At 67.7% G+C, this 25259-nt stretch carries 21 protein-coding genes and 3 pseudogenes; 17 read left to right on the plus strand and 7 right to left on the minus strand.

Translation table 11 applies throughout. From position 1 onward, the window contains the following. The first annotated feature begins 199 nt into the window (after nt 1-199). From leuS to OJJOAM_RS12005, 7 genes and pseudogenes are all read left to right on the plus strand, one after another. Nucleotides 200-2825, plus strand: a pseudogene (gene leuS, locus OJJOAM_RS11975) (leucine--tRNA ligase). A gap of 64 nt (nt 2826-2889) precedes the next feature. Then, nucleotides 2890-3396: an LPS assembly lipoprotein LptE gene (gene lptE, locus OJJOAM_RS11980; protein WP_174104571.1), complete on the plus strand. Its 507-nt coding sequence runs from the start codon at nt 2890-2892 to the stop codon at nt 3394-3396. A gap of 55 nt (nt 3397-3451) precedes the next feature. Then, complete coding sequence (holA, locus tag OJJOAM_RS11985) at nt 3452-4507, plus strand: DNA polymerase III subunit delta (RefSeq protein WP_422648075.1); 1056 nt, start codon at nt 3452-3454, stop codon at nt 4505-4507. A gap of 190 nt (nt 4508-4697) precedes the next feature. Beyond that, a complete protein-coding gene (locus OJJOAM_RS11990) occupies nt 4698-5978 on the plus strand; it encodes a glutamate-5-semialdehyde dehydrogenase (RefSeq protein ID WP_422648076.1) in 1281 nt (426 codons plus the stop codon). A gap of 24 nt (nt 5979-6002) precedes the next feature. Next, entirely contained in the window at nt 6003-6425 is a 423-nt protein-coding gene (locus OJJOAM_RS11995) for a CopD family protein (RefSeq protein ID WP_422648077.1), read from the plus strand. 98 nt (nt 6426-6523) lie between these two features. After that, nucleotides 6524-7130: pseudogene (locus OJJOAM_RS12000) on the plus strand (2-hydroxychromene-2-carboxylate isomerase). 179 nt (nt 7131-7309) lie between these two features. Then, nucleotides 7310-8581 carry a THUMP domain-containing class I SAM-dependent RNA methyltransferase gene (locus tag OJJOAM_RS12005; protein ID WP_422648078.1) on the plus strand — a complete coding sequence of 424 codons (1272 nt, stop codon included), beginning with the start codon at nt 7310-7312 and terminating at the stop codon, nt 8579-8581. Nucleotides 8582-8639: 58 nt separating this feature from the next. Here the strand turns inward: OJJOAM_RS12005 and OJJOAM_RS12010 are convergent, their stop codons facing one another. The 6 genes and pseudogenes from OJJOAM_RS12010 to OJJOAM_RS12035 all read right to left on the minus strand — a co-directional run bounded on the left by OJJOAM_RS12010 (nt 8640) and on the right by OJJOAM_RS12035 (nt 14625). After that, nucleotides 8640-9677, minus strand: coding sequence for a response regulator (locus tag OJJOAM_RS12010; protein ID WP_422648079.1), 1038 nt, complete (start codon nt 9675-9677; stop codon nt 8640-8642). Between the two features lie 191 nt (nt 9678-9868). Beyond that, complete coding sequence (locus OJJOAM_RS12015; protein WP_149316645.1) at nt 9869-11332, minus strand: NAD(P)(+) transhydrogenase (Re/Si-specific) subunit beta; 1464 nt, start codon at nt 11330-11332, stop codon at nt 9869-9871. After that, nucleotides 11329-11661 (minus strand): NAD(P) transhydrogenase subunit alpha, encoded by a 333-nt coding sequence (locus tag OJJOAM_RS12020; RefSeq protein WP_149316646.1) that lies wholly within the window; start codon nt 11659-11661, stop codon nt 11329-11331. Before OJJOAM_RS12020 ends, OJJOAM_RS12015 begins: the two co-directional genes overlap by 4 nt. A 102-nt stretch (nt 11662-11763) precedes the next feature. Then, nucleotides 11764-12675, minus strand: a complete 912-nt coding sequence (locus OJJOAM_RS12025) for an HAD family hydrolase (RefSeq protein ID WP_422648080.1) — start codon at nt 12673-12675, stop codon at nt 11764-11766. A 307-nt stretch (nt 12676-12982) separates the two neighbouring features. Then, nucleotides 12983-13345 (minus strand): aspartate 1-decarboxylase, encoded by a 363-nt coding sequence (panD, locus tag OJJOAM_RS12030; RefSeq protein ID WP_006577190.1) that lies wholly within the window; start codon nt 13343-13345, stop codon nt 12983-12985. Between the two features lie 156 nt (nt 13346-13501). Beyond that, nucleotides 13502-14625, minus strand: a pseudogene (locus OJJOAM_RS12035) (Re/Si-specific NAD(P)(+) transhydrogenase subunit alpha). Between the two features lie 231 nt (nt 14626-14856). On the opposite strand from OJJOAM_RS12035, the gene OJJOAM_RS12040 reads away from it, so the two are divergent. Next, entirely contained in the window at nt 14857-15360 is a 504-nt protein-coding gene (locus OJJOAM_RS12040) for an NUDIX hydrolase (RefSeq protein WP_187829092.1), read from the plus strand. Between the two features lie 92 nt (nt 15361-15452). After that, complete coding sequence (gene mnmA, locus OJJOAM_RS12045) at nt 15453-16505, plus strand: tRNA 2-thiouridine(34) synthase MnmA (RefSeq protein ID WP_422649579.1); 1053 nt, start codon at nt 15453-15455, stop codon at nt 16503-16505. 96 nt (nt 16506-16601) lie between these two features. Here the strand turns inward: mnmA and OJJOAM_RS12050 are convergent, their stop codons facing one another. Next, nucleotides 16602-17216: a glutathione S-transferase family protein gene (locus OJJOAM_RS12050; protein WP_226107154.1), complete on the minus strand. Its 615-nt coding sequence runs from the start codon at nt 17214-17216 to the stop codon at nt 16602-16604. A gap of 456 nt (nt 17217-17672) precedes the next feature. Here OJJOAM_RS12050 and purB point away from each other — a divergent pair, with 456 nt between their 5' ends. The 8 genes from purB (at nt 17673) to OJJOAM_RS12090 (ending at nt 25233) form a co-directional block, all read left to right on the plus strand. Then, nucleotides 17673-19064, plus strand: a complete 1392-nt coding sequence (gene purB / locus OJJOAM_RS12055; RefSeq protein WP_422648081.1) for an adenylosuccinate lyase — start codon at nt 17673-17675, stop codon at nt 19062-19064. Between the two features lie 251 nt (nt 19065-19315). Continuing rightward, complete coding sequence (locus tag OJJOAM_RS12060; RefSeq protein WP_422648082.1) at nt 19316-19558, plus strand: antitoxin; 243 nt, start codon at nt 19316-19318, stop codon at nt 19556-19558. Further along, nucleotides 19558-19959, plus strand: a complete 402-nt coding sequence (locus OJJOAM_RS12065; RefSeq protein ID WP_422648083.1) for a type II toxin-antitoxin system VapC family toxin — start codon at nt 19558-19560, stop codon at nt 19957-19959. The genes OJJOAM_RS12060 and OJJOAM_RS12065 overlap by 1 nt, the downstream gene beginning before the upstream one ends. Nucleotides 19960-20131: 172 nt before the next feature. Then, nucleotides 20132-20680 carry a cytochrome b gene (locus OJJOAM_RS12070; RefSeq protein ID WP_422648084.1) on the plus strand — a complete coding sequence of 183 codons (549 nt, stop codon included), beginning with the start codon at nt 20132-20134 and terminating at the stop codon, nt 20678-20680. Between the two features lie 90 nt (nt 20681-20770). After that, a complete protein-coding gene (locus tag OJJOAM_RS12075; RefSeq protein WP_422648085.1) occupies nt 20771-21343 on the plus strand; it encodes a YceI family protein in 573 nt (190 codons plus the stop codon). Nucleotides 21344-21409: 66 nt separating this feature from the next. Further along, complete coding sequence (locus tag OJJOAM_RS12080) at nt 21410-22000, plus strand: YceI family protein (protein ID WP_422648086.1); 591 nt, start codon at nt 21410-21412, stop codon at nt 21998-22000. Nucleotides 22001-22489: 489 nt separating this feature from the next. Continuing rightward, nucleotides 22490-23881 carry an SAM-dependent methyltransferase gene (locus OJJOAM_RS12085; protein WP_422649580.1) on the plus strand — a complete coding sequence of 464 codons (1392 nt, stop codon included), beginning with the start codon at nt 22490-22492 and terminating at the stop codon, nt 23879-23881. A gap of 20 nt (nt 23882-23901) precedes the next feature. Beyond that, nucleotides 23902-25233, plus strand: coding sequence for a sensor histidine kinase (locus OJJOAM_RS12090; RefSeq protein ID WP_422648087.1), 1332 nt, complete (start codon nt 23902-23904; stop codon nt 25231-25233). The last annotated feature ends 26 nt before the right edge of the window (nt 25234-25259 follow it).

Below are 25259 nucleotides of genomic sequence, written 5' to 3' on the forward strand. Positions count from 1 at the left end.
CGGGGACCCGGGTTGGTCTCCCCCGCGGGACGGCAAACGTCGCTGGGCCCCCTGCGCGAGGGCGACGAAGGGCGCCGTTTCCGCAGGCCACCGCCGGTTATAATCGGCTTTTCCCGCACGCCGCCAACGGCTGGCGTGCCCCCAACCGCTGCCAGATTCCACATCGCTGGTGCGCCGTGCGCGCGCCGCTGTCCCAACCATGCAAGACAAATACCTCCCCCGCCGAAGTCGAAGAATCCGCCCGCCAGCACTGGCAAGCCATCGACGCCTATCGCGTCGACGAGCACGCGGTGGGCCCCGACGGCAAGGAGAAGCCCAAGTTCTACGCCTGCTCGATGCTGCCGTATCCGTCGGGCAAGCTCCATATGGGGCACGTGCGCAACTACACCATCAACGACGTGATGGCGCGCTACCTGCGCATGAACGGGCATAACGTGCTGATGCCGATGGGCTGGGACGCCTTCGGCATGCCGGCGGAGAACGCCGCGATCAACAACCGCGTGGCGCCGGCCGCCTGGACCTACGACAACATCGCTTACATGAAGAAGCAGATGGCGTCGATGGGCCTGGCGATCGACTGGTCGCGCGAGGTGGCCACCTGCGATCCGAACTACTACCGCTGGAACCAGTGGCTGTTCCTGAAGATGCTGGAAAAGGGCATCGCCTATCGCAAGACCGGCACCGTCAACTGGGACCCGGTCGACCAGACTGTGCTGGCCAACGAGCAGGTGATCGACGGCCGCGGCTGGCGCTCCGGCGCGGTGGTCGAGAAGCGCGAGATCCCGATGTACTACCTCGGCATCACGCAGTACGCCGAGGAACTGCTGGGCGAGCTGGAGGGCCTGGGCTGGCCCGAGCGCGTCAAGGTGATGCAGCAGAACTGGATCGGCAAGAGCGAGGGCGTGCGCTTCGCCTTCCCGCACGCGATCGTCGGCGACGATGGCGAGCTGATCGGTGGCGGCAAGCTGTACGTGTTCACCACGCGCGCCGACACCATCATGGGCGTGACCTTCTGCGCGGTCGCGGCCGAGCACCCGCTGGCCACGCACGCCGCCTCGACCAATCCCGAGCTGGCCGCCTTCATCGACGAGTGCAAGCGCGGTTCGGTGATGGAAGCCGACATGGCGACCATGGAAAAGAAGGGCATGCCGACCGGCCTGAAGGTCGTGCACCCGCTGACCGGCGAGCCGGTCGACGTCTGGGTCGGCAACTATGTACTGATGACCTACGGCGACGGCGCCGTGATGGGCGTGCCGGCGCACGACGAGCGCGACTTCGCCTTCGCGCGCAAGTACGGCCTGCCGATCAAGCAGGTCATCGACGTCAAGGGCCAGCCGTTCTCGACCGAGGCCTGGCAGGAGTGGTACGCCGACAAGGAGCACGGCCGCTGCATCCATAGCGGCCACTACGACGGCCTGCACCACCGCGCCGCGGTGGACGCGATCGCGGCCGACCTGGCCGCCAAGGGCCTGGGCGAAAAGAAGGTGACCTGGCGCCTGCGCGACTGGGGCATTTCGCGCCAGCGCTACTGGGGCACGCCGATCCCGCTGATCCATTGCGACAGCTGCGGCGTGGTGCCGGTGCCCGAGAAGGACCTGCCGGTGGTGCTGCCCGAGGACCTGGTGCCGGACGGCAGCGGCAACCCGCTGGCCAAGGACCCGCGCTTCCTGGAGTGCACCTGCCCGTCCTGCGGCAAGCCGGCCCGGCGCGAGACCGACACGATGGATACGTTCATCGACTCGTGCTGGTACTACATGCGCTATACCTGCCCGGACGCGACCACCATGGTCGATGCGCGCAACGATTACTGGATGCCGATGGACCAGTACATCGGCGGCATCGAACACGCGATCCTGCACCTGCTGTACGCGCGCTTCTGGACCAAGGTGATGCGCGATCTGGGCCTGGTCAAGTTCGGCGAGCCGTTCACCAACCTGCTGACGCAGGGCATGGTGCTGAACGAAACGTACTATCGCGAGGACGCGAACGGCAAGAAGCACTGGTTCAATCCGGCCGACGTCGACGTCAGGACCGACGAGCGCGGCCGCCCGGTCGGCGCCACGCTGAAGGCCGACGGCCAGCCGGTCGAGATCGGCGGCGTCGAGAAGATGTCGAAGTCCAAGAACAACGGCATCGATCCGCAGGCACTGATCGACCAGTACGGCGCCGATACCGCGCGCCTGTTCACGATGTTCGCCGCGCCGCCCGAGCAGCAGCTCGAGTGGAGCAGCTCCGGCGTCGAGGGCGCCTCGCGCTTCCTGCGCCGGGTCTGGGCCTATGGGCAGGCGAATGCCGAGGCGATCCGGGCCGCGGGCGCCGGTGGCGAGGCGGCCGATGCCGACCGCGCGCTGCGCCGCGACGTGCATGGCGTGCTGCGCCAGGCCAATTACGACTACCAGCGCATCCAGTACAACACCGTGGTGTCCGCCGCGATGAAGATGCTCAACGCGCTGGAAGACGCCAAGTCGGCGTCGCCGGCCGCGCGCCGCGAGGGCTTCGGCATCCTGCTGCGCGTGCTGTACCCGGTGGTGCCGCACATCACCCACGTGCTGTGGCAGGAGCTGGGCTACGCCGCCGCGCATGGCGATCTGCTCGATGCGCCGTGGCCGCAGGTCGACGAGGCGGCGCTGGTGCAGAGCGAGATCGAGCTGGTGCTGCAGGTCAACGGCAAGGTGCGCGGCAGCCTGACGGTGCCGGCCGATGCCGACCGCGCCGCGATCGAAGCGATGGCCGCCGCCAGCGAGACCGTCGCCAAGTTCGCCGCCGGTGCCGCGCCGAAGAAGATCGTGGTGGTGCCCGGCCGCCTGGTCAATGTGGTGATCTGAGGCGGGCCGCCCCTGCAAAGGCATCCCGCCGCCGCGCCATCGTCCCAATCAAAGGAATCGCGCCATGACTAGACCGAACCCGAATCGTCGCGCCGTGCTGGCCGCGCTGCTGGCCGCCGGTGCGCTGGCCGGCTGCGGCTTCCATCTGCGCGGCAGCTCGGACTTCGCCTTCAAGCGGCTGTATGTCGGCATCCCGAAGAACTCGCTGATGGGCGCCGAACTGACGCGCGCCATCCAGGGCGGCTCCGACACCATCGTCGTCACCGATCCGAAGCAGGCCGACGCGCTGCTCGACGTGCTCGAGGACAGCCGCACCCGGACCGTGCTGTCGATCACGACCGCGGGCGTCGTCCGTGAATACCGGCTGACGCAGCGCTTTACCTTCCGGCTGCGCGATGCCGCCGGCCGCGAGATGATCGCGCCGTCGCAGATGGTGCTGTTCCGCGACCTGACCTACAACGAGGCGAACGCGCTGGCCAAGGGCTACGAGGAAGAGCAGCTGTACCGCGACATGCAGCGCGACATCGTGCAGCAGCTGATGCGCCGGCTCGCCGCCGCCAAGCCCGCCTGAGGCCGCGCACGCAGCGCGCACAGGCATAGGCCAGACAGGCGAATACCACCACCGGATGCAGCTCAAGCTCGACGCTCTCGACGGTCACCTGCGCCAGGCCCAGGCGCGCGGGTTGGCGCCGCTGTACGTGGTGCACGGCGACGAGCATCTGCTGGTGCTCGAAGCGGTCGATCGCCTGCGCCAGGCCGCGCGCGCGGCCGGCTACAGCGAGCGCGACGTGCTGGTGTCCGAGCGCGGCTTCCAGTGGAGCCAGCTGCTCGAGGCCCAGCAGTCGATGTCGCTGTTCGGCGACCGCAAGATCGTCGAGCTGCGGATTCCGTCCGGCAAGCCCGGCAAGGAGGGCGGCGAGGTGCTGCGCGCGGTCGCGGCCCAGCTATCCGCTTCGCCGGTCGCCACCGATCTGGTGATGCTGATCACGCTGCCGCGGCTGGACTTCGCCGCGTCCAAGTCCGCCTGGTTCCAGGCCCTCGAAGGCGCCGGCGTCTCGATCAAGGTCGACAGCGTCGATCGCAACCGGCTGCCGGCCTGGGTCGGCGAACGGCTGGCGATGCAGAACCAGCGCGTGGAACCGGGCGAACCGGGCCGCCGCGCGCTGCAGTTCATCGCCGACAAGGTCGAGGGCAATCTGCTGGCCGCGCATCAGGAAATCCAGAAGCTCGGCCTGCTGTATCCGGCCGGCGTGCTGACCTTCGATCAGGTCCACGACGCGGTGCTCAATGTCGCCCGCTACGACGTGTTCAAGCTGTCCGAGGCGATGCTCGGCGGGGACGTGCCGCGGCTGGTGCGGATGCTCGAAGGACTGCGCGGCGAGGGCGAGGCCACGGTGCTGGTGCTGTGGGCGCTGACCGAGGAAATTCGCGTATTATCCAAGGTCCGGCAGGGGCTGGCCGGCGGCAAGCCGATGGGCGTGCTGACCCGCGAGCTGCGCATCTGGGGACCGCGCGAGAAGCTGGTGCCGCAGGCCGCGCAGCGGCTGTCCACCGAGCGGCTCGAGGCCGCGCTGGCGATGGCCGCGAAGCTGGACCGGCAGACCAAGGGCTTGCGCGTCGACGGCATGCCGGCCGAACCATGGGACGGCCTGCTGCAGCTGGCGCTGACGATCGCGCGCTGATGGCTTCGGGCCGATGGTTTGGCGCTGTCGATGTTTCGCTGACCATCTTGCACTCACCATTGCGCTGAAGAACGGCACGCCGATCCGCCCCAACGCTGCGGCCGAACGCCGCCGGAACCCGCGACGTCGCGCCGCCCGCAGCGCGCTCGCCAAATACAAGATTGCCAGGCCGCACCGACCGGCCCCCGATATGAACCAGCTCGACCTCTACCAGTACATGGACCGCGTCGGCCGCCAGGCCCGCGCCGCGTCGCGCGCGATGGCGCGCGCTTCCACCGCCGACAAGAACCGCGCGCTGCTGACCATCGCCGCCGCGATCCGCCGCGACGCCGAGCAGCTGAAGGCCGTCAATGCGCGCGATGTCGAGCGCGCCCGCGCCAATGGCCAGGACGCCGCCTTCGTCGACCGCCTGACGCTGTCGGACAAGGCCATCGCCACCATGGCCGCCGGACTGGAACAGATCGCCGCGCTGCCGGACCCGATCGGCGAGATCGGCAACATGAAATACCGGCCGACCGGCATCCAGGTCGGCCAGATGCGCGTGCCGCTCGGCGTGATCGGCATCATCTACGAGTCGCGTCCCAATGTGACCATCGACGCCGCGGCGCTGTGCCTGAAGTCGGGCAACGCCACCATCCTGCGCGGCGGCTCGGAAGCGATCGAATCGAATACCGCGCTGGCGAAGCTGGTCGCCGAGGGCCTGGCCGAGGCCGGCCTGCCGGCCGAGGCGGTGCAGGTCATCGAGACCACCGACCGCGCTGCGGTCGGCCGCCTGATCACGATGACCGAGTATGTCGACGTGATCGTGCCGCGCGGCGGCAAGAGCCTGATCGCCCGGCTGATGGAAGAGGCGCGCGTGCCGATGATCAAGCATCTGGACGGCATCTGCCACGTCTATGTCGACGGCGACGCCGACATAGACAAGGCCGTGCGCATCTGCGACAACGCCAAGACGCAGCGCTACGCGCCGTGCAATACGATGGAAACGCTGCTGGTCGCCGAGTCGATCGCCGCGCGCGTGCTGCCGCCGCTGTGCACGATCTACCAGCAGAAGGGCGTCGAGCTGCGGGTTTGCCCGGCCACGCGCGCCACGCTGGAAACCGCGGGCATCGAAGGCCTGGTCGATGCGACCGAGGAAGACTGGCGTCTCGAATACCTGGCGCCGGTGCTGGCGATCCGCACCGTGTCCGGCCTCGACGAGGCGATCGCCCATATCAACACCTACGGCTCGGCCCACACCGATTCGATCGTCACCGAGAACTATTCGGCCGGCATGCGGTTCCTGCGCGAGGTCGATTCGGCGAGCGTGATGATCAACGCGTCGACCCGTTTTGCGGACGGCTTCGAATACGGCCTCGGCGCGGAGATCGGCATCTCGAACGACAAGCTGCACGCACGCGGCCCGGTCGGCCTCGAAGGGCTGACCTCGCTGAAGTACGTGGTGTTCGGCCACGGCGAGATTCGCACGTAAATCACCGCGTCATACGGATCGCCGATGCTCTGGGTCAAATCGCTGCATATCGTCTTCGTGGTCTCCTGGTTCGCGGGCTTGTTCTACCTGCCGCGCATCTTCGTCAATCTGGCGATGGAGACCGATCCCACCGCGGTGGCGCGGCTGCTGGCGATGGCACGCAAGCTGCTGCGCTTCATGACGATGCTGGCGATCCCCGCGTTGGCGTTCGGGCTGTGGCTCTATCTGGGCTATGGCATCGGGCGCGGGCCGGGACAGGGCTGGATGCATGCCAAGCTGGCGCTGGTGCTGGTGCTGCTGGGCTATCACCATGGCTGCGCGGTACTGCTGCGCAAGTTCGAGGCCGGACGCAATACGCGCTCGCATCGCTTCTACCGCTGGTTCAACGAACTGCCGGTGCTGGTGCTGCTGGCGATCGTGGTGCTGGTGGTGGTCAAGCCGTTCTGACGCCTCCATGTGAGGCGGCATGGCCGAACCCCTCGGCATTGCCTGCATCGGCCGCAACGCCCCTGAATTCCCCCGCCTGACCCTACCCCGAGGAACCGATGAGCAAGCAGATCGACTACTACTTCTCGCCGCAGTCGCCGTACGTCTACCTCGGCCATGCGCGCTTTACCGAGATCGCGGCCCGCCACGGCGCCCAGGTCAATCTGAAGCCCTGCGATCTGGGCAAGGTGTTCGCGACCTCGGGCGGCCTGCCGCTGGCCCAGCGGCCGCCGCAGCGCCAGGGCCTACCGGCTGGTCGAACTGGCGCGCTGGCGCGATTATCTCGGCGTGCCGCTCAATCTGGAGCCCAGGTATTTTCCGGTCTCCGGCGATGCCGCCAGCCGGCTGATCATCGCGGCGCGGCTGGCCCATGGCACGGCGCGCGCGATGGCGCTGCTCGGTGCGATCGGCCAGGCCCTGTGGGCGGACGAGCGTAATATCGCCGATGCCGCCACGCTGGCCGAGCTGGCCGACCGCCTGGACTTCGACGGCGCGGCGCTGCTGAAGGCCAGCGAAGGGCAGGGCGTGCAGGAGGAATATGCGCGCCATACCCAGGACGCGATCTCGGCCGGCGTGTTCGGCGCGCCCTGGTATGTCTACAACGGCCAGCCGTACTGGGGCCAGGACCGACTCGACTTTCTCGATCGCGCGCTGGCGGCCGCCTGAGCGCGGTCCTGCCGGCCCGGGCCGGCACCGGCGCTCGCAGTCCGCCACGGCGGACATTTTTGTTTGAAGCGGCGGCGCCGCCGTTTCGCCTGCTGTTTGTTTGACCCGTTCGCCACCCTTTGCGACCATTCGCGACCCGATCGCGACCGATCGCGCCCCTTATTTGCCGGACCGCTGTGATGACCCAAGCCTTCTTCGCCCCCTGCCCGCGCGGCCTCGAGAGCGCGCTCGCCGACGAGCTGCGCGAGATCGCCGTGCGGCCCGATGTGGATGCGCTCGCACCGTTCGACGTCCATCGCGAGGTGCCCGGCGGCGTCAGCTTCTCCGGCGACATGGCGGCCGCCTATGCGGTCAATCTGCATTCGCGCATCGCCAGCCGCGTGCTGCTGCGGGTCGCCGCCCGCGGCTACCGCCACGAGGACGATATCTACGAGCTGGCGCGCACGCAGCGCTGGGACCAGTGGTTCGGCCCCGACGAGACCATCAAGATCGAGCTGACCGCGCACCGCTCGCCGTTGCGCAGCCTGAACTTCACCGCGCTGCGGGTCAAGGACGGCGTCTGCGACGCGATGCGCGAGCGCCTGGGCGCGCGCCCCAGCGTCGATACCGCCAGCCCCGACGTACGGATCTACGCGCATCTGACCGAGCACGACTGCACGCTGTACCTGGACACCACCGGCGAGCCGCTGTTCAAGCGCGGCTGGCGCATGGAAAAGGGCGAGGCGCCGCTGAAGGAGAACCTGGCCGCCGGCATCCTGCGGCTGGCCGGCTGGACGCCGGGCAAGACCGCGCGGCCCTTCTACGACCCGATGTGCGGCAGCGGCACGTTCCTGGTCGAGGCCGCGCAGGTCGCGCTCGGGCTGGCCCCGGGCGCGCAGCGCAGCTTCGCCTTCGAATGGCTCAAGGGCATCAACCTGAAGCCCTGGAAGGCGCTCAAGAGCGAGGCCCAGGCCGCGAGCAAGCGCGCCGCGGCGGCCGCGTCGGTGGACCTCGCGATTGCCGGCAGCGATATCTCGACCGACATGCTGGCGATGGCCAGCGCCAACTGGCAGCGTGCGGGCCTGCCGGGCGAGCTGCGCGCCAAGCAGGTCGATGCGCGCCACGTGCAACCGCCGTTCGCGGAACCGGGCCTGCTGCTGCTGAACCCGCCCTATGGCGAGCGGATCGCGGTGCGCGGCCAGCGCCGGCCGGCGTTCGACGAGGCGCCGGTGGACAGCGCCGAGGAGGCCGCCGCCAACCAGTTCGCCAGCGCGTTCGCGACCACGCTGAAGCAGCATTTCTCGGGCTGGGAGGCGTGGATCTTCACCGGCGACCTGTCGCTGCCGCGCCGCCTGCGGCTGAAGGAATCGCGGCGCGTGCCGCTCTACAACGGCAACATCGAATGCCGGCTGTTCCGCTTCGAGATGGTCAAGGGCGGGAATCGGGCGCAGTCGGAAGGCACGCAGCCGTAACGGCACCGCGAACGGTGTTCTCCCTCTCCCCCGCTGGGGACAGCGGGCCAACCGGACTTCAACGCCCCGTCAGACTGCCCTCATTGCGCTCGAATTCCGCCAGGAAGGTCCGGAAGCTGACCACCGGTTCGTCGAGCAGGTGGCGCGGCAGGTCGAACAGCGCGTACAGGAACTCCTCGCGGCCCTCGACGCGCTCGGCCGGCAGGCAGTACTGCTCCCAGTCGACGCAGGCCGGCGTGTACATGCCGTTGCCGGGCCAGAAGAACGGCACGATGCGGCCCTCGCGCAGGCCTTCGGTCAGCGCCGCCGGCGCGTCGTAGGCCTCGGCCGACTCGACCTGGCTGGCGAGGCTGGTGCGCGTCTCGATCACCATCAGCGTGGCCTGCCCCTGCGCGGTCAGCAGCAGGATGCCGGCCGGATTCGGATACAGGTAGTACTCGACGAAGCCGTAGCGCGCCGCCAGCTGGCGCACGCGCTCGGCCATCGCGGCATCGGACAGGAACGAGAACGAATGCCGCGTCAGCGCGTCGCGCAGCGTGTGCGACAGCGTGGTGAAGTACTGCTGCTGCAGCGCGTCGATCTCCTGGTCCAGCCGCTCGACCATATTGCTGTCGTGCTTCTTGACGTAGCGGTCGATCAGGCCGTGGTTGAAGCCCTGCACCGCGACGCCTTCGTCGGCGGTGCCGGTCAGCAGGATGGTCTTGCACGGAAGGTCCTGCAGCGCGCGGCAGAACTCGAGCCCGTCCATCTGCGGCATCGAATAGTCGACCACGATCACGCCCGGCTGCACGAAGCGGTGGATGTCGTGAATCTGCCGGTGGATGCGGTCGATATCGAGCTGCACCGTGCGGCGCTCGGTCAGGAAGGTCAGATCGTCGTGCGTGACGCGCACCGGCAGGAAGCCGGTGAAGCGCGTGGTGTAGGCTTCGCGGATCCACTGCAGCGCCTCGCGCGGGTCGGTGAAGGTGACCACCGGGCGGGTCCGGTCCATCTGGAAGACCAGGCTGTCCATGAAGGAACGGCTGTCGTCGACCAGCACGGTCAGGATCGGATGTTGGAAGACCGGCAGATGCCTGTCCTGCGGATTGAATGTCATGTCGCGTGCGACCCCGGGAGGCGAGAAGCGGGTCCGGCTGCAGCAGGGAACGCGGGGCCGGCGCCAGGGCCGTGATGGCCGGCGCATGCCGGCCCCAGCGGCCGAGGGCCAGTATAGCGCGCCGGAGCGGGGGCGCAACCGACCCCGGAGGGGGGCCGGCGCGAGGCGATTTCCGGGCCGAACTCCCCCGGTCAGGCGACCGCCTTGACCATGTCCTCGACTACCTTCTTGGCGTCGCCGAACACCATCATCGTCTTGTCCATGTAGAACAGCTCGTTGTCCAGCCCGGCATAGCCGGCTGCCATCGAACGCTTGTTGACGATGATGGTCTTGGCCTTGTAGGCCTCGAGGATCGGCATGCCGGCGATCGGCGAGTTCGGGTCGGTCTTGGCCGCCGGGTTGACCACGTCGTTGGCGCCGAGCACCAGCACCACGTCGGCCTGGCCGAACTCGCTGTTGATGTCCTCCATCTCGAAGACCTGGTCGTACGGCACTTCGGCCTCGGCCAGCAGCACGTTCATGTGGCCCGGCATGCGGCCCGCCACCGGGTGGATCGCGTACTTCACCGTGACGCCCTTCTCGGACAGCATCTCGGTCAGCTCCTTGAGCGCATGCTGGGCGCGCGCCACCGCCAGGCCGTAGCCGGGCACGATGATCACGGTCTCGGCATTGCCCATCAGGAAGGCCGCGTCGTCCGGCGAGCCCGACTTGACGTTGCGCTGCGCCTGCGAGCCCGCCGCGGCCGCGCTGCTCGCCTCGCCGCCGAAGCCACCCAGGATCACGTTGAAGAACGAGCGGTTCATCGCCCGGCACATGATGTACGACAGGATCGCACCGGAGGAGCCCACCAGCGAGCCGGCGATGATCAGCATCGGATTGTTCAGCGAAAAGCCGATGCCCGCCGCCGCCCAGCCCGAGTACGAGTTCAGCATCGACACCACCACCGGCATGTCGGCGCCGCCGATCGGGATGATGATCAGCACGCCGAGCACGAAGGCGATCGCCAGCATCACCAGGAAGGGCAGCCACTGCTGCGTCATGAAGAAGGCGATGCCGAAGCCGACCATCGCGACCGCCAGCGCCAGGTTCAGCCAGTGCTGGCCCGAGAACACCACCGGCGCGCCCTGGAACAGCCGGAACTTGTAGCGCCCGGCCAGCTTGCCGAAGGCGATCACCGAGCCCGAGAACGTGATCGCGCCGACGAAGCAGCCGATGAACAGCTCGATGCGGTTGCCCAGCGGGATCTCGTGCGAGCCGGCCGCCGTGATGCCGAAGGCCGCCGGTTCGGCTACCGCCGCGATGGCGATGAAGACCGCCGCCAGGCCGATCAGCGAGTGCATCGCCGCGACCAGTTCCGGCATCTTGGTCATCTCGACCTTCTTCGCGACGTAGGCGCCGATGCCGCCGCCGACGACCAGTCCGGCGAGGATCAGGCCGAGGCCGGTGCCGATCGACGACTGGCCGATGCCGGCGGCCAGGAACTCGTTCTTCAGCTTGACGATCAGCGCGACGGTGGTCAGCGCGGCGATCGCCATGCCGATCATGCCGAAGGCATTGCCGCGGCGCGCGGTGGCCGGATGCGAGAGCCCCTTCAAGGCCTGGATGAAGCAGACCGAGGCCACCAGGTAGAGCAGCGTGACGACGTTCATGCTCATTGCGCGCCCTCCTTGCCGGCGGCCTGCGCGGCCTTCTTCGGCTCTTTCTTCTTGAACATCTCCAGCATGCGCTGGGTCACCAGGAAGCCGCCGAACACGTTGACCGCGGCCAGGGCCACGGCGAGCGTGCCCATCGCGCGGCCGACGCCGCCCTCGGTCAGGCCGGCGGCCAGCATCGCGCCGACGATGATGATCGCCGAGATCGCGTTGGTGACCGCCATCAGCGGGGTATGCAGCGCCGGCGTGACCGTCCAGACCACGTGGTAGCCCACGTAGATCGCCAGCACGAAGATGATCAGGTTGATCACCGTGTGGTTCACCATCTCCATCGACTTCTCCTCCCGTTGCTTGAATTCGGTTGTTCGCTCTTCCCCGCACAGTTTCCCGCGCGGTTTCCCGCGTAGTTGCGCGCTACGGCCAGTTACGGCGCGTTAAGGCGCGGCCGGTGTCGCCATTGGCTCGCCGGCCAGCGCCGGTGTTGGTCCCCGTGTCGGCGACGACGGCGCCACGAACACGCGCTGCCAGTCGCGCCGCATGCTGACCACGGTCCAGCGATGCGCGGCGGCCGCCTTCAGCGATGCGCCGTCCGGCTCGGTGTAGGCCGACTCGCGCTGCGCGTCGTCATGGTCGATCAGCAGCTGGAACGACGGCCCGCGCCGTCCCTGGCTGTAGGCCAGCATCGCGATATCGCCGGCGCCGCCGACATTGCCGGCGGCGAACACCGGACGCTTGCCGATCTGCAGCGCGATATTGGCGGGCTTGTTCTCTTTGTCGTTGAAGCTGTCGACGCGCGGCTCGCGCCAGACGGCGTTGCCCTGCGCGGTCTCGCGAAAGCGCAGCGCCAGCCGGGAGCCGATCACCTGCTGGGGCGCGATGCCGTAGTAGTCGGCGGCGAAGGCGCGCATGAAGTCGGCGGTGGAACCCGCGCACAGCCAGGTCTGGTAGCCCTGCGCGCGCAGCAAGCCGAGCAATTCCAGCATCGGCTGGTAGATACCGTCGCGCAGCGGCGCGCGGCTGCGGGGATGGCGGGCGACGGCGAGAAAGCGCCGCGCCTCGTCCTGGAACGATTCGAGCGCGGTGTTGCCGTACACCGCGTGCAGCAGCTGCAGCGCCGCGGTGTCGCCGCGCTGCAGATAGCCGCGCGGATCGGCGAGGAATTCGCGGTAGGGGCTTTGCGCGCCGAGCGCGGGATCGGCCTCGGTGCGCGCTCGCGCCAGATGCGCGACGAACAGCAGCTCGGCGCGCGGGTCCTCGCGCCACAGCGTGCCGTCGTTGTCGAAGATGGCGATGCGGTCGGCCGGGGCGACGAAGTCGGGGCCGCCCACGGTGGTGGTGTCGCGCACGAAGCGCAGGATCGCCTGCTTGGCGGCCCCGTCGCGCCAGGAGGGGAGTGGGTCCGCCGCGACCGAAGCGGGCGGGGCACCGTCGCCAGGCGATGGCGATGCCGGGGCCGAATCGGGCGCCGTAACGGATGTCGAAACGGGCGCCGAAACCGGTGCCGAAACCGGTGCCGTAACCGGTATCGATACGCCCGCGCAGGCCGCACAGCCCGCCGCCACGACAACGATGAGCCAGCGGCGCCATGCGCCAGGGCCACCGTTGGCATGCCGGGACTGCGGGCGAGACTGCCTGCGCGCGGCGATCATCGGATCACACCTTCTTGATTTCCTTGATGCGGTTGTTGTCGTCGACCAGCACGATCTTCGGCTTGTAGTCGGCCAGTTCCGCATCGCTCATCGGCGCGTAGGTGCAGATGATCAGGTGGTCGCCCAGATGGGCGCGGCGCGCGGCGGCGCCGTTCAGCGAGATCTCGCCGGTGCCGCGCTTGCCCTTGATGATGTAGGTCGAGAAACGCTCGCCGTTGTTGACGTTGTAGAGCTCGATCTTCTCGTACTCCTTCATGTCCGCCGCGTCGAGCAGATCCTCGTCGATGCCGCATGACCCCTCGTAGTGCAGGTCGGCCTGCGTCACGGTGACGCGATGCAGCTTGGCGCGCAGAATGATGCGTTGCATGGTGTTGCTTTCCTTCGTTGATGCTGGCGCCGCGACGGCTCGAACGTGTGGCCGCGGCACCAGGAAAACGCGCCCGGGATGGGCGCGGGTTGAATCGATTTGGAGGGTTGGCGCTGCCCGCGCCGAACGCACGGGCAGCGCCGGGCCGGCAGCCGCTCAGGCAGCCTGGCGGGCCAGCGCGCCGTCCTTGCTGATCAGGCAGGCCGCGACGATATCGTCTTCCGGATTGATTGTCAGCTTGCCGTCCTTGTCGACGATCAGCTTGAGGAAGTCGAGCACGTTGCGCGCGTACAGCGCGGAGGCATCGGCCGCGACCATGCTGGCCAGATTGGTGTAGCCGACCAGCGTCACGCCATGGCGCTCGACCACCTCGTCCGCCACGGTCAGCGGGCAGTTGCCGCCTTGCGCGGCGGCGAGGTCGACCACCACCGAGCCGGGCTTCATCGCCTGCACGGTCTCTTCCTTCAGCAGCACCGGCGCGCGGCGTCCGGGGGATCAGCGCGGTGGTGATGACGATATCGGCCTGCTTCGCGCGCTCGTGCACCAGCGCGGCCTGGCGCTGCATCCAGCTTGCCGGCATCGGCCGCGCATAGCCGCCGACGCCCTGCGCGATCTCGCGCTCCTCGTCGGTTTCGAACGGCACGTCGAGAAACTTCGCGCCCAGCGATTCGATCTGTTCCTTGACCGCGGGCCGCACGTCGGAGGCCTCGATCACCGCGCCTAGCCGCTTGGCGGTGGCGATTGCCTGCAGGCCGGCCACGCCGGCGCCGAGGATCAGCACGCGCGCGGCCTTGACCGTACCGGCGGCGGTCATCAGCATCGGCATGAAGCGTTGATAGTGGTTGGCGGCGACCAGCACGGCCTTGTAGCCGGCGATGTTTGCCTGCGAGGACAGCACGTCCATGCTTTGCGCGCGGGTCGTGCGCGGCGCTGCCTCGAGCGCGAAGGCGACGATGCCGGCGGCGGCCATGCGGGCGTTGTTGTCGGCGTCGAACGGATCGAGCATGCCGACCAGCGTGGCGCCGGGGCGAATCTGCGCGAGTTCCTGCGGATCGGGGGGAGCGGACCTTCAACACGAGCTCGGCACCGAACGCGCGGGCCGCATCGACGATGCTGGCGCCGGCCGCCTCGTAGGCCGCGTCCGGACAGCTGGCACGTACACCGGCACCGCTCTGCACGAGCACCTGATGGCCCTGGGCGACGTACTTCTTGACGGTCTCGGGGGTGGCGGCGACACGCGCTTCGCCGGCCCGTGTCTCCAGCGGGATACCGATCTGCATCGTCAGCTTCTCCTGTTGCGGTGCCGCTCCGGGCTACGGCCGGGCAGGCATCCGGGCTCGTTTGTGGGCGCCGCCGTCCAGCGCAGCGCACAATTTTTTCGCAGCTTACAGGAATCTGACGGCAATGGGTGCGATCGGGGTGCGTTCCGCCCGAGGCCCTGGAGCGGTCCGTCTCGCTGCAGCGCCGCGCGCCAGCCGGTAGAATGCCGGATTGCCTAAAACTTGTGCATCATGTCCCAAGACTGGAAAACCAGCGTCACCGTGGCGGCCGTGATCGAGCGCGGCGGCCGCTTCCTGCTGGTCGAAGAAGAAACCCGCGACGGCCTGAAGCTGAATCAGCCGGCCGGCCATCTGGACCCGGGCGAGAGCCTGGTGCGCGCCGTGATCCGCGAAACGCTGGAAGAAACCGCGCACAGCTTCGAGCCGCGCGCGCTGCTCGGCTGCTATCTGGCCGGTTCGGTGACCTCGCCGACCGGCCAGCATCCCGACGGCAACATCACCTATGTGCGGTTCGCCTTCACCGGCGACCTGGGTCCGCTCGACAGCGGCCGCCCCCTCGATACCGGCATCGTGCGCACGGTCTGGCTCAGTGCCGACGAGATCCGCGCCTGCCCGGAGCGCCATCGCTCGCCGCTGGTGCTGGCCTGCGTCGAGGACTATCTGGCCGGCAAGCGCTTCGCGCTCGACGCGCTGTACACGCATCCGTCGGCGCTGATGCCGGGAGCGCTGCCATGAGCGTCGTCACGAGCGCCCTCACGAGCGCCGCCACTTCGGGCCGCCCCGAACTGAATCCCGGCATCGGCCGCGGCGAGCGCGTCGTGGTCGGCATGTCGGGCGGGGTGGACTCGTCGGTCACCGCCTGGCTGCTCAAGCAGCAGGGCTACGAGGTGGTCGGCCTGTTCATGAAGAACTGGGAGGACGACGACGACAGCGAGTACTGCTCGACGCGCCAGGACTGGCTCGACGTGGTGTCGGTGGCCGACCTGATCGGCGTCGACGTCGAGGCGGTCAACTTCGCCGCCGAGTACAAGGACCGCGTGTTCGCCGATTTCCTGCGCGAGTATTCGGCCGGGCGCACGCCCAATCCCGACGTGCTGTGCAACGCCGAGATCAAGTTCAAGGCCTTCCTCGACCATGCGATGTCGCTCGGCGCCGAGCGCATCGCCACCGGTCACTATGCGCGCGTGCGGCAGGGCGGGCACGGCCGCTTCGAACTGCTCAAGGCGCTGGACCATACCAAGGACCAGAGCTACTTCCTGCACCGCTTGAACCAGGCGCAGCTGTCGCGCACGCTGTTTCCGCTGGGCGAGCTGCCGAAGACGCAGGTGCGCGAAATCGCCGCGGAAATCGGCCTGCCGAACGCGAAGAAGAAGGATTCCACCGGAATCTGCTTTATTGGCGAGCGCCCATTCCGGGATTTTCTGAATCGCTATCTGCCGACCAAACCGGGGCCGATGAAGACGGCCGACGGCAAGGTCGTGGGCGAGCATATCGGGCTGGCGTTCTACACGCTGGGCCAGCGCAAGGGCATCGGCCTGGGCGGCAGCCGCGACGGCAGCGGCGATGCCTGGTACGTCGCGCGCAAGGACATGGCGTCGAACACGCTGTACGTGGTGCAGGGCCACGACCATCCGTGGCTGCTGTCGCCGACGCTGCGTGCCGCCGACCTGTCGTGGGTCGCCGGCGAAGCGCCGCGCGCGGGCAGCGCGCTCAGCGCCAAGACGCGCTATCGGCAGAGCGACGCGACCTGCGTGGTCGACGCGGTCGATGCCGACAACCTGCAGCTGCGCTTCGGCGAAGCGCAATGGGCCGTCACGCCCGGGCAATCCGCGGTGCTGTACGACGGCGAGGTCTGCCTCGGCGGCGGCATCATCCAGTAGTGCCGCCGAGGCCGTCCCCGGGCGACGCCGCGTCGGTGGCCTCGGTGGCGGCGAAGGCCAGCGTGACCTCGGTGGCCCCGCTGGCCCCGGTCACCCTCAGCCCCGCGGCGGCTCCGTATCGATGAACGACTGGCGCTTGCTGACCTTGTCGTGGAAGGCGACCAGGTTGGGATGGCGCTCGCGCCAGGCGATGTCCGGGAAGCGGAAGTCCAGATAGGACAGCGCGCAGCCGACGGCGACGTCGGCCAGCGAATAATGGTTGCCGGCGCACCAGGTGCGGTCGGCCAGGCCGTTGGCCATCGCCACCAGCGCGCCGTCGATCTTGCCGAGCTGGCGGCGCACCCAGCGCTCGCTGCGCTCGGCCGGCTCGCGCTGCGTATGTTCCAGACGCGCCAGCAGCGCGGCGTCGAGCAGGCCGTCGGCCAGCGCCTCCCAGCAGCGCACCTCGAGCCGCTCGCGGCTGCCCTGCGGGATCATGCGGCTGACCGGCGTCAGCGTGTCGACGTATTCGACGATCACGCGCGAATCGAACACCGCGCCGCCGTCCTCCATCACCAGGCAGGGCACCTTGCCGAGGGGATTGAATTGACCGATCACCGTGTCCGGCGACCACACGTCGACTTCCACCAGCTGATAGTCGATCTTCTTCTCGGCCATCACCACGCGCACCTTGCGCGCGTAAGGGCTGGTCTGCGATGCGTACAGCTTCATGTTCTCCCCTTGAGCTCGTTATGGAGTGCATCGGGCGCTTCGCGATGGAGCGGCTGGCCTCGTGCGCCGGCGGTGGCGCGCGGGTCCGGTCTGCCTTGATGCACTTCGTAACAGGCTACTGGCTCGGCGTGGCGAGTATAACCGCCCGGGCGGCCGTTCCGGCACGGCGCGGCCGTCGAACGGCGGCCCGGCGGGACTGCCCGCAACACTGGCGACGATGGCGCGGCGCGGCGGGAAGGGCGGTGGTAAAATCGCGGCTTTCCAGCGCCGGCTGCCAGGCCGGTGCGCCGGATCGCCCCGGATCGCGTCGGATCGCGCAGGATCGAAATTCCCGGCTTTGCATGTGTCTGAGTCCATGGGATGTGCCAGCGCAGCTCGCCGCTACCGCGTGCGCCAATCGCGCCTGCCGACACCGTTCCAGGTTTTCCCCTTCATTCCCTCCCGCCGTCTGCCAGCATGTCCGCTACCGCCTCCCCCGCCGCGCTCTCGCCGCTCACCGCCCTGTCCCCGATCGATGGCCGCTATGCCGCCAAGGCCGACCCGCTGCGCGAATGGCTGTCCGAGGCCGCCTTCATGCGCCACCGCGTCAAGGTCGAAGTCCATTGGCTGATCGCGCTGGCCCGCACCGGCCTGCCCGACATGCCGAAGTTCTCGGCGCAGTCCGAAGCCGCGCTGCTGGCGCTGGTCGACAACTTCACGGAAGCCGATGCGGCCCGGATCAAGGAGATCGAGGCGGTCACCAATCACGACGTCAAGGCGGTCGAGTACTGGATGAAGGAGCGCGTGCAGGACAACGCCGAACTGGTGGCCGCCAGCGAGTTCATCCACTTCGCCTGCACCTCCGAGGACATCAACAATACCTCGCACGGCATGATGCTCAAGGGCGCGCGCGACAGCGTGCTGGTGCCCACGCTGCGCCGCGTGCATGCGCGCCTGGTGGAACTGGCGCACGCCAACGCCCGCGAGCCGATGCTGTCGCGCACGCACGGCCAGCCGGCCAGCCCGACCACGCTGGGCAAGGAAATGGCGAACGTCGCCGCCCGCCTGGCGCGCGCGATCGAACGGATCGAGCGGGTCGAACTGCTCGGCAAGATGAACGGCGCCGTGGGTAACTACAACGCACATCTGTCGGCCTATCCCGAGTTCGACTGGGAAGCCTTCTCGCGCGACGTCATCGAGAACCGTCTGGGCCTGGCCTTCAACCCGTACACGATCCAGATCGAGCCGCACGACTACATGGCCGAGCTGTTCGACGCCGTGGCCCGCGCCAACACCATCCTGCTGGACCTGGACCGCGACGTCTGGGGCTATATCTCGCTGGGCTACTTCAAGCAGAAGACCAAGGCCGGCGAAATCGGCTCCTCGACGATGCCGCACAAGGTCAATCCGATCGACTTCGAGAATTCCGAGGGCAATCTGGGCCTGGCCAACGCGCTGCTGCGCCACCTGTCGGAGAAGCTGCCCGTCTCGCGCTGGCAGCGCGACCTGACCGACTCGACGGTGCTGCGCAATATCGGCGTCGCCTTCGGCTACAGCCTGCTGGCCTACGAGGCCTGCCTGCGCGGCCTGGGCAAGCTGGAAACCAACCCGGAGCGGCTGGCCGAGGACCTGGACAACTGCTGGGAAGTGCTGGCCGAGCCGGTGCAGACAGTGATGCGCCGCCACGGCATCGCCAATCCCTATGAGCAACTGAAGGAACTGACCCGCGGCAAGGGCATCTCCCGCGAGGCGCTGCGCACCTTCATCGAAGGCCTGGCGATCCCCGACGAGGCCAAGGCCCGCCTGCTGGCGATGACGCCGGGCAGCTATATCGGCCGGGCTGTGGAACTGGCCGAGCGCTTGAAGTAATGGAGTCGAGCGCGATACCGGATCGCGCCTCCCGTCGCTGTTCCGCAGAAGCCGCCCATGGGGCGGCTTTCTTGCTTCTGGCGATCGGTTCGGGCGGTTCAGTGGGATGAGCAGGCGCGTGAGTTGGTGCCACGATGCGCGCGCGTCCTATTTCATCACGGAGCCGCATCGATACCATTTCACCCATGATCGGAACACTGGCGCGCCCGCTCCAATTGGCATATGCCTTGACATATGCCAAGGAGTGCAGCATGACTACGACAACGGAAGGCAGGCATGTGCGGCTCTTCCGCAATGGCCGCAATCAGGCGGTCCGGATACCGCGGGAGTTCGAATTACCTGGAGAGGAGGCGATCATGCGTAGAGAAGGCGACAAGCTGATCATCGAACCGATTCCGCCGGCCTCGTTTCGCGCGCTTCTCGCGCAATGGGAGCCGCTGGACGAGACGTGGCCGGACATCGATGACCGGCCTCCCGAGCCGGTGGACTTTTGATGGCGTTGTATCTGCTCGACACAAACATCGTGTCGGACGCCCTCCGCAATACCCGTGGCGTGTGTGCCGCCCGGATCGGGATGACCGACGCCGAAGCGCTGTGCACGTCAATCGTCGTTGCCGCCGAACTGCGCTTCGGCGTTGCGAAGAAGGGCTCCGCCGAGCTGGCACGCCGGGTGGAACATGCCTTGAGCACGCTTCGCGTGCTGCCGCTCGATGGCGATGCCGATCGGCACTATGGCCGCTTGCGCACCGATGTGGAGCGTCAGGGGCGACCGATCCGCGCCAACGACATGCTGATTGCCGCGCATGCGCTCGCGCTCGACGCGGTGCTCGTGACCGACAACGTATCCGAGTTTTCCCGCGTGCCGGGTTTGCGCTACGAAAACTGGCTGATTTGAGGGCGTCCGGTTTCCCGACGTATCGCATGCAAGTTCCCGCGTGGGGCACGCCCTTCAAACGCTTTGAACGACTCAATGAAGTTCCGCCTTCCCGACGTCACTTTGCGGACGCAATAATGCGAGAATTAACAGCGTCTGCCGAAAGAATAAAGACTAAAGCCGGATTTCATCGATGCGTTCCAATACCCCCGCGCGCTATGGCGCGACCGCGATCGGCCTGCACTGGATCGTCGCGCTGCTGATCTTCGCGGCCTTCGGGCTCGGTCTTTACATGACCGACATCCCGGGCTTCACGCCGACCAAGCTCAAGCTGTACTCGTGGCACAAGTGGCTGGGCGTGACGGTGTTCGCGTTGGCGGTGCTGCGCGTGCTCTGGCGCCTGACCCATGCCGCGCCGGCGCCGGTGGCCGGCATGCCGGCCTGGCAGGCCGGCGCGGCCAAGGTCGCCCACGGGCTGCTCTACCTGCTGATCCTGGTGGTGCCGGTGACCGGCTATCTGTACAGCCTGGCCGCCGGCGTGCCGGTCGTCTATCTGGGCGTGTGGCCGCTGCCGACGCTGATCGAGCCGAACGACGCGCTGAAGGAAACGCTGAAGTCCGCCCATATCTGGCTGAACTATCTAATGGCCGCGCTGGTCGTGCTCCATGCCGCCGCGGCGCTCAAGCACCAATGGCTGGACCGCGACGGCACGCTCGGCCGAATGCTGCCATTCCTGCGCTGAGTCCCGCGCGATCGTTTCCGTCGTTCCGCTGTTCCCGCTGTTCCGCCGTTCGCTGTTCCGCATTGACCGCATGAAACCGAGGAGTCCTCGATGAAACGTATTCCCCGTCCCGGTGCCTTGCTGCTGGCCGCGTCGCTGGCCTGCGCCGGATTTGCCGCCAATCTCTCCGCCGCGCAGGTCGATGCCGGCAAGAGTTCGGTGACCGCCGTGGCGCGCCAGATCGGCGTGCCGATGGAAGGCAAGTTCAAGCGCTTTGCCGCCGCGGTCGACTTCGATCCGGCCAGGCTGGCCAGCTCCAGCGCCAAGGTCGAGATCGACGTGGCCAGCTTCGAGATCGGCGACGCTACCACCACCAAGGAGGTCAAGGGCAAGGACTGGTTCGATGCCGGGCGCTTCCCCAAGGCGGTGTTCGAATCGACCGGCATCAAGCCGGCCGCCGCCGGCAAGTTCGATGTCGCGGGCAAGCTGACCATCAAGGGCAAGACCGTGGACGTGGTGGTGCCCGCGACCTATCGCCAGGAAGGCGCCAACCAGGTCTTCGAGGGCGTACTGCCGATCAGGCGCAGCGTCTTCAATATCGGCGAGGGCGAGTGGAAGGACACCTCGGTGGTTGCCGACGAGGTCCAGATCAAGTTCCGCCTCGTCACGGCCGCCAGGTCCTGAACCCAACGCGCCAAACCTGATTCGCCCAACCTGACTCGTTGAACCCACCGTTTTACCGGAGAACCCATGAAACTGCGTACCGCCGCCGCCATCCTCGCCGCCGCTTCCGCCACCGCCTTCGCCGGCCTCGCCTCGGCCGCCGCCGTGACCTACAACCTCGATCCGACCCATACGTATCCGAGCTTCGAGGCCGACCACCTGGGCGGGCTGTCGAAGTGGCGCGGCAAGTTCGAGAAGTCCAGCGGCGTCGTCACGCTGGACCGCGCCGCCAAGACCGGCACGCTGGACATCAAGATCGATACCGCGTCGATCGACTTCGGCCTCGGCAAGATGAACGAGCACGCCAGGAGCCCCGACATGTTCGACGTGCAGGCCTATCCCGAGGCCACCTACAAGGGCAAGTTCTCGAAGTTCGCCGGCGACGTGCCGACCGAGGTCGATGGCGTGCTGACGCTGCGCGGCGTGTCCAAGCCGGTCAAGCTGGAGATCCGCGAGTTCAAGTGCATCCAGCATCCGATGCTCAAGCGCGAGGCCTGCGGTGCCGACGCCTACGCCACCTTCAACCGGACAGACTTCGGCATCGACTACGGTGTCAAGATGGGCTTCAAGCCCGAGGTCAAGCTGGCGATCCAGGTCGAGGGCGTGCGCGCCGACTGATGCCGCGGCGCCCTGTTGCGGGGGCGCATCCGCATTGCCGTTCGAGGGCCGGTTCATCCGGCCCTTTTTCATTGGCGGCAACCCTCCCGCGGTGGGGGGCCATGTGGGGGTGGCTCCCCTCGTTGGGATGAGGGCCGTTGTCCACTGCAGCGGCGCCACAGTACAATCGGTCGCTGATTCGCACCTGGCGGCCCGGGGGCGAGGCCGGGGCAGGCATTGCCGGCCCGCGTTCCAGGCCGTTGCCGGCCGGCTTCCGGTCAGGCTGCTGGCCCGCATCGGCCTGTCGTTGGCCCGGCGGCAGTTCCGCAGCTTGCCCTTCGCCGCTCACTTCCCGATCAGGATCGCAAGCGTATGCCCAACCCCTAGTTTCCGTGCATCGCCTTCGCCGAGCCGTTCGCGAGTTCCTTCGCCCATGTCGCGCCGGACCGTTCCGACCCTCGTGTCGGCATGAGCCAGCCGCATCCTTCGGATTTTCCCTGGCGCAAAACCGTGTACTCCCAAACGCAAATTGATCCGGTGGTCAGCTTCCGCAACTCGCAGGGCGAGCAGGTGCGGGGCACGATCATTAATCTCCAGAGAAAATCTCTGGTGATGGAAGTCTATAACCCGTACTCGATTGTCCAGGTCAGCGAGGTATTGAGCGACCTGAGCGTGAGGATCGGGGCCAAGAACGCCTATCTTGGCAAAGCGGTGGTGATGAGCCTGGTCAATACCGGTCTCACGGCGGTGGTCTCGCTGACGCTGATCGACGAATGGCGCGAGCTCAGCGATCTGCCCAACGAGCCGCGCTCGGTGGGGCGCGAGGCCGAGCTGTTCGTCAGCGACTGGGACACGCGCTTCAACATCCGCCGCGATTACCAGATCGCCGTCAACGAGATGCGCGCCTTCCTGTCCGAGGTATCGCGCTGGGTCGAGCAGGTCGACCTGACCGAGAGCCTGCCCAAGGTCGACGGCCGCCTGCGCGCAGACGTGTTCCAGGAGCTGGCCACGCCGCTGATGGTGAAGGTCAAGTCGTACCTGGACCGGCTCGAAGGGGAGGCCGAGCGCGTCGACGTCGAGCTGGCGCCGGTGCATCGCACCTACGCGCAATCGGCGCTGCATCCGCTGCTGCTGCGTGCGCCGTTCGTCTATCGGACCTTCACCAAGCCGCTCGGCTACGCCGGCGACTACGAGATGGTGAACCAGATCCTGAGCGATCCGCAGCAGGGACCGACCACCTACTTCCAGATCGTCAACACCGCCTTCCTGAAGGCGGCGGTCGCCACCGCGCACCGCAACCGCATCGATCTGCTGGTCGACTTCCTCAGCCGGCAGGCGGAGAAAGCCCGCGCGGCGGGGCGCCCGTTCCGCGTGCTCAACGTCGGCTGCGGCCCGGCCTTCGAAATCCAGCGCTTCGCGCGCGAATACGGCGAGCCGGACCGGCTGTCGTTCCAGCTGGTCGACTTCAGCGAAGAGACGCTCGAATTCACCCGCGGCTCCATCCAGCGGGCGGCCAGGGAGGCGGGGCGCAGCGTGCAGGTCGAGATGGTGCACGAGTCGGTGCACGAGCTGCTCAAGCGGCGTATCGCGGTCGAGGATCCCTCGGTGCGCGAATTCGATGCGGTCTATTGCGCCGGCCTGTTCGACTATCTGTCCGACAAGGTCTGCGCCCGTCTGCTGAGCCATTTCGCCGCGCGCACGCGCCCGGGCGGGCGGGTGCTGGTCACCAACGTCCATTCGAACAATCCCGAGCGATACGGGATGGAGCATCTGCTCGAGTGGTACCTGATCTATCGCGACGAACCGAAGATGCTGAGCCTGCTGCCCGAGCAATCGACCGACCACGAGGTCTATGTCGATGCCACCGGCGTCAACGTGTTTGCTGAAGCCACCATCTCCTGAGGCGGCGCCGCCGATCTGCCATGACTGTCAACCGACTCTACGCCGGATACCAGGCCGAACTGGCCGACTTTCGCCTGGCGTTCAGCCGCGGCGGGGCTTACACCGCCATCGTGCTGGTGCTGCTCGGCATGGGTCTCGATTACGGCCAGTACCCGGAGTGGCAGTTGCCATTCGCGGTCGCGCGCGTCGTCGTCTCGATGCTGATCGCCGGCATCGTCGTGGTGCTGTACAGCCAGCACGGACGCAGGCTGGCGCCATGGCTGACGCTGTCCTGGCTGTTGCTGCCGCAGCTGATGATCGCGTGGATGATCTGGGAGACCGACGGCGTTGCCTCGCCGTACTACGTCGGCCTGAACCTGGCGATCTTCGCCTCCGGCATCGCGCTGCCGTTCGGCCTGTGGCAGAACGTGGTGTTCGGCGGCCTGTCGTACCTTTGCTATCTGGTGGCCTGCCTGCTGCATCCGGACGGCCTGCATCCGGTCGGCACCTTCCTCGTCAACTCGCTGTTCGTGCTGTTTGCCGGCGCGGCCAGCGCGGTCTACACCTACTTCAACGAGAAGGGCCGCTTCCAGCTGTTCCGGCTCAAGGAAGAGCTGGCCAACAAGAACGAAGAACTCGCGCGCATCAACGAAAACCTGGCGCAGATCAAGGGCCAGCTGCTGCAGCAGGAGAAGATGGCCGCGGTCGGTACGCTGGCCGCGGGGCTGCTGCACGAGGTCAACAACCCGGTCAACTTCTGCCTGATGGCGATCGAGATCGCGCTGGAGGAACCGCAGGCCAAGGAGAGCGCCTCGCTGCAGGAGTGCCTGATCGACGCCCGTCAGGGGATGCAGCGGATCCAGCATATCGTCTCGGACCTGAAGATCTTTGCCTATCGGCAGCCCGGCGCGGAGGTCGAGGGCCGGCCCTTCCTGTTCGAGAAGGCGCTCGACTCGGCCAGCCGGCTGACCGCGCACGAATTGCGCGGCGTGCGGATGACGCGCGAGCTGCCGCCCGACACGCTGGTGTTCGGCGACGAGGCCGCCATCATCGGCGTGCTGATCAACCTGTTCTCGAACGCGGCGCTGGCGATGCGCAAGGCCGGCACGCCCGCACCGGCGATCCATACCACCGTGGTGTGGAAGGACGGCCGGCTGCACGTCAACGTACGCGACAACGGCCCGGGCATCCCCAGCGAGAACCTGGCGCGCGTATTCGAGCCCTTCTTCACCACGCGCGAGGTCGGCCAGGGCCTGGGCCTGGGGCTGTCGATCAGCTATGCGGTGATCGAGCGGCATGGCGGCGTGCTGTTCGCCGAAAGCGAGCTGGGCCAGTGGGCCGCGTTCAGCTTCGATCTGCCGCGGGCGGAATGAGCGCGCCATGACGGAACAGCGGACAG

Source organism: Cupriavidus sp. H18C1, assembly GCF_049311595.1.
GTDB classification, from domain to species: Bacteria; Pseudomonadota; Gammaproteobacteria; order Burkholderiales; family Burkholderiaceae; genus Cupriavidus; species Cupriavidus cauae.

Bases quoted from the DNA above. Each gene is read 5' to 3' on its own strand.
- OJJOAM_RS12065 (WP_422648083.1), top strand. From the start codon at position 19,558: ATGGCGTTGTATCTGCTCGACACAAACATCGTGTCGGACGCCCTCCGC.
- OJJOAM_RS12010 (WP_422648079.1), bottom strand. From the start codon at position 9,677: ATGACATTCAATCCGCAGGACAGGCATCTGCCGGTCTTCCAACATCCG.
- OJJOAM_RS12060 (WP_422648082.1), top strand. From the start codon at position 19,316: ATGACTACGACAACGGAAGGCAGGCATGTGCGGCTCTTCCGCAATGGC.
- mnmA (WP_422649579.1), top strand. From the start codon at position 15,453: ATGTCGGGCGGGGTGGACTCGTCGGTCACCGCCTGGCTGCTCAAGCAG.
- OJJOAM_RS12090 (WP_422648087.1), top strand. From the start codon at position 23,902: ATGACTGTCAACCGACTCTACGCCGGATACCAGGCCGAACTGGCCGAC.
- OJJOAM_RS12050 (WP_226107154.1), bottom strand. From the start codon at position 17,216: ATGAAGCTGTACGCATCGCAGACCAGCCCTTACGCGCGCAAGGTGCGC.
- purB (WP_422648081.1), top strand. From the start codon at position 17,673: ATGTCCGCTACCGCCTCCCCCGCCGCGCTCTCGCCGCTCACCGCCCTG.
- OJJOAM_RS12020 (WP_149316646.1), bottom strand. From the start codon at position 11,661: ATGGAGATGGTGAACCACACGGTGATCAACCTGATCATCTTCGTGCTG.
- holA (WP_422648075.1), top strand. From the start codon at position 3,452: ATGCAGCTCAAGCTCGACGCTCTCGACGGTCACCTGCGCCAGGCCCAG.
- OJJOAM_RS12080 (WP_422648086.1), top strand. From the start codon at position 21,410: ATGAAACTGCGTACCGCCGCCGCCATCCTCGCCGCCGCTTCCGCCACC.
- panD (WP_006577190.1), bottom strand. From the start codon at position 13,345: ATGCAACGCATCATTCTGCGCGCCAAGCTGCATCGCGTCACCGTGACG.
- OJJOAM_RS12005 (WP_422648078.1), top strand. From the start codon at position 7,310: ATGACCCAAGCCTTCTTCGCCCCCTGCCCGCGCGGCCTCGAGAGCGCG.
- OJJOAM_RS12070 (WP_422648084.1), top strand. From the start codon at position 20,132: ATGCGTTCCAATACCCCCGCGCGCTATGGCGCGACCGCGATCGGCCTG.
- OJJOAM_RS11990 (WP_422648076.1), top strand. From the start codon at position 4,698: ATGAACCAGCTCGACCTCTACCAGTACATGGACCGCGTCGGCCGCCAG.
- OJJOAM_RS12075 (WP_422648085.1), top strand. From the start codon at position 20,771: ATGAAACGTATTCCCCGTCCCGGTGCCTTGCTGCTGGCCGCGTCGCTG.
- OJJOAM_RS12015 (WP_149316645.1), bottom strand. From the start codon at position 11,332: ATGAGCATGAACGTCGTCACGCTGCTCTACCTGGTGGCCTCGGTCTGC.
- OJJOAM_RS11995 (WP_422648077.1), top strand. From the start codon at position 6,003: ATGCTCTGGGTCAAATCGCTGCATATCGTCTTCGTGGTCTCCTGGTTC.
- OJJOAM_RS12040 (WP_187829092.1), top strand. From the start codon at position 14,857: ATGTCCCAAGACTGGAAAACCAGCGTCACCGTGGCGGCCGTGATCGAG.
- lptE (WP_174104571.1), top strand. From the start codon at position 2,890: ATGACTAGACCGAACCCGAATCGTCGCGCCGTGCTGGCCGCGCTGCTG.